The following is a 13688-nucleotide window of genomic DNA, read 5'->3' on the forward strand; positions in this document are numbered from 1 at the left end:
GCACCCTAGGCGACAGGCCCGGCCGCGAAGTGCCCGACGCGACGGCTCGCTGCAGGAGGATCCGGAGGAGACTCAATGGCTTTTGCCCAGAAATTTATCGTCGCCGATGATCACCCGCTGTTTCGAGCGGCGTTGACGCAGGCGCTGCGACAGGTCGCGCCGCAGGCCGAGATCGTCGAATCCGACACCATGGATGCGACGACCGAGGTGGTGACGCGACACCCCGATGCCGACCTGATTCTGCTCGACCTGCACATGCCGGGCGCGCATGGCTTCTCGGGGCTGATCCAGTTGCGTGGACAGACCCCGGAGATCCCGGTCGCGGTGATCTCGGGCAGCGACGAGCCGCACGTGGTGCGCCGGGCGATCGATTACGGCGCCTCGGGGTTCATTCCCAAGTCGTCGTCGTTGAGCGAGATCGCCGCGGCGGTCAGCGAGATTCTCGGCGGCGAGATCTGGCTGCCCGAATCGCTGGCCGATGTGCTCGGTGAGGCCGACGAAGAGGACACCCGCTTCGCCGAAGCGATCGCCTCGCTGACCCCCCAGCAGTTTCGCGTGCTCAACATGCTCACCGAAGGGCTGCTCAACAAGCAGATCGCCTACGAGCTCAGCGTCTCGGAAGCGACCATCAAGGCGCATGTCACGGCGATTCTGCGCAAGCTCGGCGTGCATTCGCGCACCCAGGCGGTGATCGCCGCGCAGAAGCTCGAGGTCGAACCGCCCAAGGTCGAATCCTGAGTCCGCGAGTGGCCTGAGCGGTGCGCTAAAAGCCTCCTGAAAACGTAAGAAGCCGCCCTGCAGTCATGCGGGGCGGCTTCTTACATTGTGCGTCACCGATTTGTCCGGCGCAGCGACTGGTAATCAGCGTTGGCGTTCGAGGAATTCGCGCATCGCGGCCACCGTCTCCTCGCTGCAGTGATGCTCGATGCCTTCGGAGTCGGCGCGGGCGACGTCCTCGGGGACGCCCAGCGCGCATAGTGTGTCGAGCACCACGCGATGGCGCTGGGCGACGCGTTCGGCCAGCCCCTCGCCCTGGGCGGTGAGAAAGATGCCGCGATAGGGGCGGGCGATGGCCAGGCCGTCGCGCTTGAGCTTGGCGACCACCTTGGATACCGCGGCTGCGCTGACCCCGAAGCACTCGGCGAGATCGCTGGCGCGCGCCTCGCCGAGTTTGGCATGCAGGTGGGCGATTTCCTCCACGTAGTCCTCGACCAGTTCAGTCTGATGGTCCTGCCGCACGCGCTTGAAATATTCATGTTTTGGCAGTGAGTTCATTCGCAACCTGGTTCGGTTAACCCGCGAGAGTGAAAAACAGCACGTAGGCGTTGAGGCCAATGATCAGTGTACAGATGACGCCTCCGATCAGGGTCACGGCCTTGTGGTTGACCAGATTGCCCATGACCTTGCGATTGGCCGTAAAGCATAACAGAGGCACCAGCGCGAAGGGGATGCCGAAACTGAGAATTACCTGACTGGCGACCAGCGCCTTCTGTTCGGAGACGCCGAGCATGATTACCACCAGCGCCGGCAGCATGGTGATCAGGCGCCGTAACCAGATCGGGATCGTGAAGTTGACGAATCCCTGCATGATTACCTGGCCCGACAGGGTGCCGACGATCGACGAGGACAGACCGGCCAGCAGCAACGCCGCACCGAAGATATGGCTGGCGGTGGCCTGCCCCATCATCGGCGCGAGCAGCTTGTAGCTGTCGCTGATGGTGGCGATGTCGACACGCCCCTGAGCGTGGAATACCGCGGCGGCCATCGCCAGCATGCTCAGGTTGACCAGTCCGGCGATCGCCATGCCGATGATCACGTCGAGACGATAGTACTTCATCAGCCGCCGGCGCTGACTGTCGTCGGTGACCCGGATGCGGTCCTGCGACAGCGCCGAATGCAGGTAGATGACATGCGGCATGATGGTCGCGCCGAGTATCCCTGCCGCCAGATAGAGCGAATAGCCGTCCGGAAAGCCGGGAATCAGCAAGCCCTTGAGCAGCGGCTCGACGGCCGGTCGACTGAGCAGCATTTCAAGCAGGAAACCCGCGGCGATGGCGAGAATCATCGAGCCGATGAGGATTTCCATCAGTCGGAAGCCGTAGCGATGCAGGTGCAGGGCCAGGTAGGTGATCGCTCCGGTCAGCAGCGCGCCCTCCATCAATGACAGGCCGAACAGCAGATTGAAAGCCAGCGCCGCGCCGAGGAACTCGGCGAGGTCGGTGGCGATGGCCACGACTTCCGCCTGGACCCAGTAGAACCACACCAGCGGCCGTGGGTAGCGCTCGCGGATGACCTGCGGCAGGTTGCGGCCGGTAGCCAGCCCCAGGCGCGCCGACAGCGTCTGGATCAGCATTGCCATCAGGTTGGCGGTCAGCACGACCCACAGCAGGGCGTAGCCATAGCGCGAACCGGCTTCGATATTGGTGGCGAAGTTGCCGGGGTCGATGTAGGCCACGGCGGCGATCAGCGCGGGGCCGAAGAACGCCGTCCAGCCCCAGCGACGGCGCTTGCCGCGCAGCGCGAAGGCCGCCTTGTCGCGGATCGCATTGTCGGAGATCGATTGCAGCATCATGCGAGCTCTCAGTGACTGACATCCATGATGGATCAACCGCAGTTAACAACTGATCTCAAGGTTAATTTGTAGTCTGCGCATTGTCCAATAGTCCTGCAAAAGAGAGCCGATTGGTAGCGCCTATTGGCTTGGGCTGGTAGTCGCTGGGCTGCGGCTAGTGCTCCTGGCGCGTGGCACGACTGGCCTGCAGGGTTCGCGTCAGGAGCGCGCGCAGCGCGGCGGGGCGCACCGGTTTCAGCAGCAGCTGATAGCCGCCGCGCTTGATCTGCTCGGCGACTTCCTCGGTACGATCGGCGGTGATCACGATCCCCGGTACCGGCCCGCGACAGCGCTCGAGCAACGTCTCGAGGGCCATCAAGCCGGTGACCTCGTTGTCGAGATGATAGTCGGCGAGGATCGCGTCGGGATCGCCGTCGATGTGGCGCAGTACCGATTTGGCGCCACCGATCGAGGTGGCGGTGAACACCTCGCACCCCCAGCCGGTCAGCATCGCCTTCATGCCTTCGAGGATCAGCGTTTCGTTGTCGATGCACAGGATACGCGCGCCCTTGAGCTTGTTGCTGGTACGGCTATTGGAGGGCTCTTCGCTGGCCCTGGCCACCTGCTGGGCGCTGACTGTCGGTACGTCGACGGAGAACACCGTGCCCACGCCCTCCCAGGAGCGAACCTTGAGCGGATGATCGAGCACGCGGCTCATGCGATCGGCGATCGACAGCCCCAGACCCAGGCCCTTTTCGCTCTCCTTGTGACGCGAGGCCTGATCGAGACGCCGGAATTCCTGGAAGATCTCGGCCTGCTTGGATTCGGGGATCCCCGGGCCGGTGTCCCAGACCTGGATCGACAGCCGCCCGGCGCGGTGCCGGCAGCCCAGCAGCACGCGGCCGTGCTGAGTGTAGCGCAGCGCGTTGGAGAGAAAGTTCTGCACGATGCGCCGCAGCATCTGGGCGTCGCTGTCGATCCATCGGGCGGTGGGGACGACGACCAGGTCGAGGCCGCGTTCGTCGGCCATCACTTCGAATTCGGCACGCAGCGGGCGGAAGATGTCGGCCAGTGCGAAGTGGCTGCGGCGCGGTGTCAGGGCACCGGCGTCGAGCTTGGAAATATCGAGCAGGGTGCTGAGCAGCTCCTCGGCGGTCTGCAGTGAATTGTCGATATGCCCGAGGGTTCGCGAGTGATCGCTGGACAGTTGTTCCTGCGACAGCGCCGAAGTGAACAGTCGTGCGGCGTTGAGCGGTTGCAGCAGGTCGTGGCTGGCGGCGGCCAGAAAGCGGGTCTTCGAGGTGTTGGCGTCCTCGGCGACTTGCTTGGCCTGGCGCAGCGCCTGCTCGGCTTCGGCGCGGACGTGGTTTTCCTGGCGCAGCGCGGCGTTGGCCTCCGACAGCGCCTGGGTGCGCTCGCGCACGCGCTCCTCGAGGTTCTCGTTGGTCTCCTTGAGGGCGATCTCGGCCAGCCGGCGCTCGGTGATGTCCTGATAGAGCGCGAAGAAGCCGAGTATTCCGCCGCTGTCGCCGAAGTGCGGCGTATAGGTGACCAGCAGGTAGCGGGTGCCGCCATCGTCGTCCAGCGAGACCTCGAAGCTGACCCGCTCGCCGTCCAGCGCACGGTGCATCCATGGCATGCGCTCGCGAGCCACGGCGGGAGAGATCACATTGTCGACGCGCTCGCCGATCACCGCGTTGCGATCGACCTTGAAGACCTGCTCATAGGCGCGGTTGGTGAAGAGGTAACGGCATTCCTTGTCGAAGTAGGCGATCAACGCCGGTACGTTGTCGGTGTAGATGCGGATGTTGTTCTCGGAGCGGATCAGCGCTTCCTCGGTGCGCTTCTGCTGGGTGATGTCCTGATAGGTATAGACGAAACCGCCGCCGGGCATCGGGTTACCTTGCACCTCGAGCACGCTACCGTCCTGGCGATAGCGCACGTAGCGGTGCGGATGGCCCTGGCGGATGTTGTCCATCAGCAGTTCGACGTGCTCCTCGGGGTCGCCGGGGCCGTATTCGCCATTCAGGGCGTTGTAGCGCAGCACTTTGTCGAACGGTGCGCCGACCCGGATCAGGTGGTCGGGAAAGCGGAACAGTTCCAGGTAGCGCTGGTTCCACACCACCAGGCGCAGGTTCTGGTCGACCACGCTGATGCCCTGGTTGATGTTCTCGATGGTCGCCTGCAGCAGCGCGCGGTTGAATTCGAGAACCTGCGAGGCCTCGTCGACGATCGAAATGACGTCCGAGATGCCGATGCCGCGGCCCTGCAGCGCTGAATTGACGACGATGCGCGCCGAGGAGGCGCCGAGCACCGAGGCCAGGAAGCGCTCGGTGAACTGGATCACGTCGATCGAGGCGCGGGTATTGTGATCCAGGGTCTGGCCATTGCGCAGCGCGTAGTCGTCGAAGGCGCGCTCGACCTGGCCGGCGCCCAGGAAACGCTCGCACAGCACCTTGAGATCGCCCACCGTGGTGGCGCCGGTCCAGGGCCGGTTGATCGAGGTCTGGCGGGTCTCGACGCTGTCGACGAACAGCGAGGCCTGAATGCGTTCGACCACCCGCTGCGGCGTGACCTGCGAGACGAAGATATAGCAGAACAGGTTGAGCCCCAGCGACAGCATCACCCCATGGGTGAAGGGACTGCCGATATTCAGTGAGAACAGCCGGTCGGGGGCCAGCCACTCGATACCCAGCGGACCGTTGGCGAGCCAGCCGCCGGGCACCACGCCGGCATTGATCAGTGCCGGCAGCAGCAGGGTGTAGGCCCAGATCGCGAAGCCCACGTTCATCCCGGCGATCACCCCGAGGCGGTTGCCGCGCTTCCAGTAGAGTCCGCCGAGCAGCGCCGGGGCGAACTGCGCCGCGGCGGCAAACGACAGCATCCCGGTCGAGGCCAGCGAGCTGAACTCGGCGATCAACTGATAGAACACGTAGGCCAGCGCCAGGATCACCACGATGGTCACGCGCCGCGCCCGCAGCACCAGACGGCCGTAGTCGCGGGCCTTGGTGTCGAACCAGCGCAGCCGGAACAGCAGCGGAATGACGATCTCGTTGGAGACCATGATCGACACCGCGACGGTGGCGACGATGACCATGCCGGTGGCCGCCGAAAAGCCGCCGATGAAGGTGGAAAGCGTCAATAACGGGTTGTCGAAGGCGATAGGCAATGCCAGCACGAAGGTATCGGGCTCGACGCTGCCGTCGGGGAACAGCGTCAGCCCGGCGGCGGCCAGCGGCAGCACGAAGATGCCGAAGGCCACCAGGTAGAGGGGAAACAGCCAGCGTGCGCGTGCGGCGTCGTCGCTGTGGGTGTTCTCGACCACGGTGACGTGGAACTGGCGCGGCAGGCAGAAGATCGCCAGCATGGCGAGCAGGGTCTGGGCCCAGAAGCTCTGGCCGAAATCCTGTTCGGTGAGCTGGCGCTGGAGCTGCAGAAAATCGTCGGCGCGGGTCAGCATATCGCCCATGCCGTCGAACACCCCCCAGGTGACATAGGCACCCAGCGCCATGAAGGCGCTCAGCTTGACTATCGACTCGAAGGCGATGGCCTGGATCAGGCCCTCGTGATGTTCGGTGGCGTCGGTATGCCGGGTGCCGAACAGAATCGCGAACAGCGCCATGACTGCGGCGACGTAGAAGGCGGTATCGGCGAATAGCGGCGTGCGGGTCATGTCCGTCGAAGCGGTCAACACCGTGAAGGCGGCGGACACGGCCTTCAACTGCAAGGCGATGTAGGGCAAGGTGCCGACCAGCGCCACCAGACTGGCGAAGGCCGCCAGTGACTGGGTCTTGCCATAGCGCGAGGCGATGAAGTCGGCGATCGAGGTGACGTTCTGTCGTTTGGCGACGCGAATCATCTTGGCCAGCACTGGCCAGAACAGCAGGAAGGTCAGCAATGGGCCGATGAAGATGCTGGCGAACGACCAGCCCGACGTGGCGGCCTGGCCGACGGCGCCGTAGTAGGTCCAGGAGGTGAAATAGATGGCCAGCGCCAGGCTGTAGATGACCGGTCGTCGGTTGGCCGGGCCGTGCCGACGTGCATGGCGATCGCCACGCCAGGCGATGAGAAACAGGATGGCGATGTAGCACAGCGAGACGGCGATCAGCAGCCAGCCTGGAAACATGAACTCTCTCCCTTGACCAGCGGCCATTCTAAGACAACACCGAGGATGAAGGCAGTCGCGATCCTGGACCCCGTGACGATCCCGTGGCGTGCCTGGCGGCAAGCCGCCAGACGCGTATCAAGCGTGGCGCGTCACTCCGAACACACCGCTTCGAGCAGCGGGTCGCTGCGTTCGAGTTGTCGCAAGCGCTCGACATCGGGCTGGCGATTGTCGGCGTTGAGCGGCACCATCTCCCGCGTCGCGCAATTCAGCAGATAGGTCTGATACGTCAGCAGGTCGCGATATTGTCGTTCGAAGCGGTAGAGGATGAATTCGACCAAGCGTTCCCCGTTGGCTTGCGAAGCCACCCTGTCGTTCCGGTCGACCACGCTGAAGGCGGTGGTCAGCGGATAGAGGTAGGTCCAGGGACGCCACAGCATCTGGCTCTTTTCGGTCGACACCACCTGTGCCGATTCGGGCAACTGCTGGCGCTTGTAACCGTACCAGGCATATTCGTAGTTGATCTGGTAGGCCAGTATGCCCAGCCCCGCGCACACCGGTACGATCCAGCGCGGCAGACGTTTACCGCTGAGCTGGCGCAACAACAGCGCCACGCCTGCGGCGCCCAGGCCGGCAAAGGCTGCCGCGACCAAATGCCATATCATAGTGAGTCCTTGCTCAAAGAATCGGGCTTCCCAGTGGGAAGCCCGATTCGGCTGGAGCCAGCGAGCTGACTCGCCAGGGTTGCATTATCGCCTAGTGATCGACCGCAGTGCCAGCCCCCTTGGGATAGCGCACGCTCTCCACCAGAGCCTGGATTTCCTTCGGTGGCTCCTCGGTGGCATTGGCGACCAGGAAGGCCACGGCGAAGTTGATGATGGCCCCTACCGCGCCGATGGACAGCGGGGAGATGCCCAGCACCCAGTTGGCGGCGGTATCCGGCAGGTTGTTGGTGCCCGGGATGAAGAACCAGCCCTTGTAGATGAAGATGTATACCAGGGTGAAGGTCAGCCCCGACAACATGCCGGCGATGGCGCCCTTGTTGTTCATCCGCGTGGAGAAGATCCCCATCATCAATGCCGGGAACAGCGAGGCGGCGGCGATGCCGAAGGCCAGTGCAACCACCTGGGCGGCGAACCCGGGTGGGTTGGCACCGAGGTAGGTGGCGACGACGATGGCCACCGACATCGAAATCCGCGCGGCCTGCAATTCGCCTTTCTCGGTGATTCGGGGATTGATCGCGCCCTTGATCAGGTCGTGACTGATCGCCGAGGAGATCGCCAGCAGCAGACCGGCCGCGGTGGACAGCGCGGCAGCCAGGCCGCCCGCGGCGATCAGACCAACCACCCAGCCGGGCAGGTTGGCGATTTCCGGGTTGGCCAGTACCAGGATATCGTTGCTGACCTGCAGTTCGTTGCCCTGCCAGCCGCGTCCGGAGAAGTCGGCCGAGCCGTTGTACATTTGGATGTTGCCGTCGTTGTTCTTGTCCTCGAAGGTGATCAGCCCGGTTTCTTCCCAGGTTCGAATCCAGTCGGGGCGATCGGCGTAGGCGATGGGGTTGGCGGCGGCGTCCTCGTAGTTCTCGACCTGGCCCGCCATGTCAGGGTAGATGGTGGTGATCAGGTTCAGGCGTGCCATCGAAGCCACGGCGGGCGCGGTGAGGTAGAGCAGGCCGATGAACACCAACGCCCAGCCGGCGGACCAACGTGCGTCGGCCACCTTGGGTACGGTGAAGAAGCGCATGATGACATGGGGCAGGCCCGCGGTACCGATCATCAGCGACAGCGTGAACAGCACCATGTTCAGCTTGTTGTCGACCATCGCCGTGTATTCGTTGAAGCCCAGCGCGGTGACCACTTCGTTGAGCTTGGCCAGCAGCGGCTCGCCGGAGGCGCTATTGTCGGAGAACAGGCCCAGCGCCGGTATCGGGTTGTCGGTCAGTTCCAGCGAGATGAACACCGCCGGAATGGTATAGGCGACGATCAGCACGATGTACTGAGCCACCTGGGTATAGGTGATCCCCTTCATGCCGCCCAGCACCGAATAAAAGAACACCACCACGGCGGCGATGATCAGGCCGGTGGTCGCATCGACTTCCAGAAAGCGCGAGAAGGCAACGCCAGCGCCGGCCATCTGACCGATGACGTAGGTGACCGAGGCCACGATCAGGCAGACCACCGCGACCATGCGTGCCGTCTTGCTGTAGAAGCGGTCGCCGATGAACTCGGGCACCGTGAACTTGCCGAACTTGCGCAGGTAGGGTGCCAGCAGCATGGCCAGCAGCACGTAGCCGCCCGTCCAGCCCATCAGGAAGGTCGAGTTGGCGTAGCCACCAGCGGCGATGAGGCCCGCCATCGAGATGAACGAGGCGGCGGACATCCAGTCGGCGCCGATCGCCATGCCGTTGGTGATGGGGTGGACCCCGCCGCCGGCAACGTAGAAATCCTTGGTCGTGCCGGCCTTGGCCCATATCGCGATACCGATATACAGCGCGAAGGAGGCGCCCACGAACAGGACATTGATCGCAAATTGACTCATGCCGACTTACTCCTCGAGGCCGAATTGCTTATCCAGCCGATTCATCTTCCAGGCATAGAAGAAGATCAAGCCGATGAAAGTCAGGATGGATCCCTGTTGCGCGAACCAGAAACCCAGGTCGGTACCGCCGACGGGGATGCCGGCGAGCAAGGGGCGTAGCAGGATGGCGAAGCCATAGGACACCAGCGCCCAGACGATCAGGCATCCGGTTATCAGGCGAAGGTTCGCCTTCCAGTAGGCAGCAGCGTTGGATTTGTCATCTGCCATATTATTGCTCTCCGTGTATTTAAGCGGGTAAGTGGCACTGAGGTCATGCTGGCCCGGCAGGGCAATCGCTCGTCTACAACAACGCTCATCGCTAACTCTCTGTATGCGACGAATGTCGCGTTGGGGGATGTTCTAGCCGGCTGACTCTCTTCGGTCGGCTCTTTTTATAGCGACTGTAGCGACTGAAGTCATCCTCCCTTCACGTCATGGCCCGTTGTCGAGGCGTATTATCGACGTGGGATTGCCCTGAGTGACTCAACAGCAATATTGGGCAACAAAAACAAAAAGTAAAATCCTCTACCTTAGTATTATGAGAAAAAGTTCATTAAGCTAATACTGTTTAAATTCAGTACTTTATTGCCATATTTTTACGATTGTTGCTGGTGCGATCCGGCGTTTATAGGACGATGGTCTAGGCAAGGGTTCATGGGACAATGGTCTAGGTCTGAGTGTGTAGATCGATAGTCTATCTTTTGTCGGGAAGCGGCGCGTTGTTATGCTGACTCGAGAAGTATGATTGCATGCAGTCATGCCGAGGCGCGAAACAATACGCATGCTGAATGGCTTCGATAATGTGCATATCAAGGGATGATTGTGCAAAGCATCATGGGTGTTGGACTTTCGCCTAATGTTGAACGCATGACGTCTTCATCAAGGATGACCCCACGTGATTGAAATGATTCGGCACTACGAGCAGACCGTTGCTGGGCATTGCGGCGCAACCTTCGAGGCTCCGGGTCTTGCTGCCGCCATCCGCCCGAATCACTGGCCCCCGGGTGAACGTCGGTTGTGCGGGGTCGCTATGACTATGAAGAGTGCAGCCTGATGGTCGATATCGACCTGTCACAACCGCCTTTCTCTCTGCTCGACGATGCCGGGCGTGCACGTGTGCTCAATGGCGTCGACCTGGCTTATTTCGATAGCGACGAGATCATTCTCGAGGTCGGCCAGCCCGGCGAGTTCGTGTATGTCATTCACAAGGGCGAGATCGCCGAGTTCGACCCACTCGCGCCAGGCGCTCAGGCGCGTATCGGTCATTACACCGCCGGCGACCTGTTCGGTGCCATCAGCATCCTCAACGGCACCAGCCGTTACCGCTTCAAGGTGGAACAGGAAAGCCTCTGCTATGTGATGCCCAAGGCGCTATTCGAGCGCCTGTGCGACGATTACCCGACCTTCGCCGAGTTCTTCCGCCGCGGGCTGGCGCAGAAGGCCCGCATGCTGGCCGAGCGCCGTGTCGAGAGCGGCGTGAACATGGCGAGTTTCATGCTCGCGCGGATCAGTGAATGCATGCGCGAGCCGCTGATCGTGACGGCGGCCACCAGCATTGCCAAGGCGGTCGGTCGGCTCAACGAGAGCCATGCCGATAGCCTGCTGGTCGGCAGTGACGGCCGCTTCGGCGTGGTGACCAAGACCGATATGCTCAATGCGCTGGTGATGGAAGGCGCGGCGCAGGATCGTCCGGTGGCCGGCATCGCCCATTTCGAGCTGGTGGCCGCCGGCCCCGATCAGTATCTGTTCGAGGCGCTGGTGAAGATGACTCGCCATGAGGTATCCAGGGTCGTGGTGGTGGAGCGGGACAGCCCGATCGGGGTGGTCGAGTTGACCGATGTGCTCAGCTATTTCTCCAGCCGCTCCTACGTGGTCAGCCTCGAACTCGAGCAGGCCGACGATATCGAGGCCCTGGCCCGCGCCAGTGCGCGGCTGCCGGGGCTGGTTCAGGCCTTGATGGCGCAAGGGGTCAAGCTCCGGTTCGCCATGGATCTGCTGGCAGCGCTCAATGGCCGCATCATCAACAAGGCCTTCCAGTTTCTCATCGAACCGCGCTGCCGGGCCCAGAGCTGTCTGCTGGTGATGGGCAGCGAGGGGCGTGGCGAACAGATCCTCAAGACCGATCAGGACAATGCGCTGATCGTCGCCGACGACAGCGACTGGCCGGATTGCGCCGACGCCATGCAGCGCTTCACCGAAACGCTCTATCGGCTGGGCTATCCGCCGTGTCCGGGCAATATCATGGTCTCGAACCCGGTCTGGGTGGACAGCGAGAGTGGCTGGCGCAGGACGATCACGCGCTGGGCCGAGCGGCGTGACGGCGCGGCGCTGATGAATCTCGCGATCATGCTCGACGCGCATGGCGTGGCCGGCGACATCCGCTTGCTGGAACGTCTGCGCGAGCATCTCTTCGCCAGCTGTTCGCACGATGAGCTGCTGTTGTCTTACCTTGCCCGGGCCGCGCTGCATTTTGCCGCACCATTGACCCTGTTCGGTACGCTCAAGAAGCCCCGGCACGGCATCGACATCAAGAAGGGTGGGATCTTCCCGATCGTGCACGGCGTGCGCACCCTGGCACTGGAATGCCGCATCACCGCGACCTCGACCCTGGGCCGGCTGGAGGCACTCGCCGATCAGGGGCGGCTGGAAGCGGACTTTTCCGCTGATCTCGGCGAGGCGCTGGCGCTGTTCATCGAGCTGCGCCTCAAGCAGCAACTGGCCCAGCTCAACGGTCGGCAGAACAGCGACGAACCCAACCTGGTCGTGGTCCAGACCCTGTCGTCGCTGGAGCGCGACCTGCTGCGCGAGGCGCTGCATATCGTCAAGGATTTCCAGCAACGCCTGACCCACCGTTTCCATCTCGAATACTGACGAGGGCTGCAATGATACGTTCGCTACGGCGTGTGGCCGACCGCCGCCGTCAAGCCGATGGCCGCTATGGTTGGTTGTTCAATCCCTACACCGGCGAGGAGCTGGTGGCCATCGATTGCGAAACCACCGGTCTTGACACCAAGACCGCCGAACTGGTCTCGATCGCCGCGGTGCGCATCAAGGGCGAGCGGGTGCTGACCAGCGATTCGCTGGACCTGCGTCTCCAGCCACCGGCCAGCCTGAGCGGCGACTCGATCAAGATCCATCGCCTGCGCGGAGTCGATCTGAACGATGGCGAGGCGCTCTATGATGCGTTGGAGACATTCCTCGATTTCGTCGGCAATCGTCCGCTGCTGGGCTGGTGCATCGATTACGACCTGGCGGTGATCAACCGTCACCTGCGGCCGCTGTTCGGCTTCGACCTGCCCAACGTGTGCCTCGACATGGCCCAGGTCTACCTGCGCGAGATGCGCCGGACGCGACCGCACCTGGAACCGACGGTGGATTTCGAGACGCTCGCCAGGGCACTCAACGTGCCGGTGATGGGGCGACATACCGCGCTTGGCGATGCCGTGACCACGGCGCTGATGTTCGTTCGCCTGAAGAAGGGCGCGCTGGAGGCGGGTTAGGCGGTAACGGCATCGCAAGTCGCCGGGCACGGTGATAGCATAGACGCGCCTTCATATCCCCGCGTGTCGTTCGACCCATGCAAGCATCTACCGGTACCCAGAAACGCGAGTTCAACAAGCTCCAGAAGCGCCTGCGTCGCCAGGTCGGCAACGCGATCATCGACTATGCGATGATCCAGGACGGCGACACGGTGATGGTCTGCCTGTCCGGGGGCAAGGACTCCTACACCCTGCTCGAGATGCTGCGCAACCTGCAGCGCAACGCGCCGATCGACTTCGATCTGGTGGCGGTCAATCTCGACCAGAAACAGCCCGGCTTCCCGGAGCATGTGCTGCCCGAGTACCTGAACGGCATCGGCGTCGACTATCATATTCTCGAGCGCGACACCTATTCGGTGGTCAAGGAGAAAACGCCCGAGGGCAAGACTACCTGTGCGCTGTGCTCGCGGCTGCGGCGCGGTTCGCTGTACGGCTACGCCGAGGAGATCGGCGCGACCAAGGTGGCGCTGGGTCACCATCGCGAGGATATCCTCGAGACGCTGTTCCTCAACATGTTCTATGGCGGTTCGCTCAAGTCGATGCCGCCCAAGCTGCTCTCCGACGACGGCAAGAACATCGTCATCCGCCCGCTGGCCTACTGCCGCGAGGCGGACATCGCCGAGTTCGCGCGGCTGATGGCGTTTCCGATCATTCCCTGCAACCTGTGCGGCTCGCAGCCCAACCTGCAGCGCCAGGTGATCAAGGAGATGCTTGCCGACTGGGAGCGCAGGCACCCCGGACGGCTGGAGACGATGTTCAAGGCGGTCACCAACGTCGCGCCCTCGCAGCTCGCCGACCGCGAGCTGTTCGACTTCGAAGGGCTCGAGGACAAGCAGCGGCGCATGAACGAGGGGCGCATCGCGGCCTTCGACCTGCTGGCGCGCGAAGCCTGAATCCGCGCCTCGCCAGCCACCTC

10 protein-coding genes are annotated in these 13688 nt (G+C 62.9%); 4 read left to right on the forward strand and 6 right to left on the reverse strand.

Features of this window, described 5'->3' with window-relative positions; translation table 11 throughout:
- The first annotated feature begins 75 nt into the window (after positions 1-75).
- Positions 76-738, forward strand: a complete 663-nt coding sequence (locus tag K7I12_RS05720) for a response regulator (protein ID WP_031382336.1) — start codon at positions 76-78, stop codon at positions 736-738.
- A 123-nt stretch (positions 739-861) separates the two neighbouring features.
- On the opposite strand, the gene mntR is transcribed toward K7I12_RS05720, so the two are convergent.
- The 6 genes from mntR to K7I12_RS05750 form a co-directional block, all read right to left on the reverse strand.
- Complete coding sequence (mntR, locus tag K7I12_RS05725; RefSeq protein ID WP_031382337.1) at positions 862-1275, reverse strand: manganese-binding transcriptional regulator MntR; 414 nt, start codon at positions 1273-1275, stop codon at positions 862-864.
- Between the two features lie 16 nt (positions 1276-1291).
- Positions 1292-2572, reverse strand: coding sequence for an Nramp family divalent metal transporter (locus K7I12_RS05730; protein ID WP_231663394.1), 1281 nt, complete (start codon positions 2570-2572; stop codon positions 1292-1294).
- A gap of 154 nt (positions 2573-2726) precedes the next feature.
- Complete coding sequence (locus K7I12_RS05735) at positions 2727-6677, reverse strand: hybrid sensor histidine kinase/response regulator (RefSeq protein WP_231663396.1); 3951 nt, start codon at positions 6675-6677, stop codon at positions 2727-2729.
- Positions 6678-6808: 131 nt separating this feature from the next.
- On the reverse strand, positions 6809-7321 hold the full coding sequence (locus K7I12_RS05740) for a hypothetical protein (protein ID WP_231663398.1): 513 nt from the start codon (positions 7319-7321) through the stop codon (positions 6809-6811).
- A gap of 91 nt (positions 7322-7412) precedes the next feature.
- Entirely contained in the window at positions 7413-9194 is a 1782-nt protein-coding gene (locus K7I12_RS05745) for a sodium:solute symporter family protein (RefSeq protein WP_231663400.1), read from the reverse strand.
- A 6-nt stretch (positions 9195-9200) separates the two neighbouring features.
- Positions 9201-9461, reverse strand: a complete 261-nt coding sequence (locus tag K7I12_RS05750; RefSeq protein ID WP_031382342.1) for a DUF4212 domain-containing protein — start codon at positions 9459-9461, stop codon at positions 9201-9203.
- 825 nt (positions 9462-10286) lie between these two features.
- Between K7I12_RS05750 and K7I12_RS05755 the strand changes: the two genes are divergently transcribed.
- The 3 genes from K7I12_RS05755 to ttcA all read left to right on the forward strand — a co-directional run bounded on the left by K7I12_RS05755 (position 10287) and on the right by ttcA (position 13665).
- Positions 10287-12104 carry a DUF294 nucleotidyltransferase-like domain-containing protein gene (locus K7I12_RS05755; RefSeq protein ID WP_231663402.1) on the forward strand — a complete coding sequence of 606 codons (1818 nt, stop codon included), beginning with the start codon at positions 10287-10289 and terminating at the stop codon, positions 12102-12104.
- An 11-nt stretch (positions 12105-12115) separates the two neighbouring features.
- Positions 12116-12733, forward strand: a complete 618-nt coding sequence (locus tag K7I12_RS05760; RefSeq protein WP_231663405.1) for a 3'-5' exonuclease — start codon at positions 12116-12118, stop codon at positions 12731-12733.
- A 77-nt stretch (positions 12734-12810) separates the two neighbouring features.
- The gene (gene ttcA / locus K7I12_RS05765; RefSeq protein ID WP_231663407.1) at positions 12811-13665 is read left to right on the forward strand and encodes a tRNA 2-thiocytidine(32) synthetase TtcA; all 855 of its coding nucleotides are present in this window, start codon (positions 12811-12813) and stop codon (positions 13663-13665) included.
- The last annotated feature ends 23 nt before the right edge of the window (positions 13666-13688 follow it).

Source organism: Halomonas sp. IOP_31 (assembly GCF_021151495.1).
Taxonomy (GTDB): domain Bacteria; phylum Pseudomonadota; class Gammaproteobacteria; order Pseudomonadales; family Halomonadaceae; genus Modicisalibacter; species Modicisalibacter zincidurans.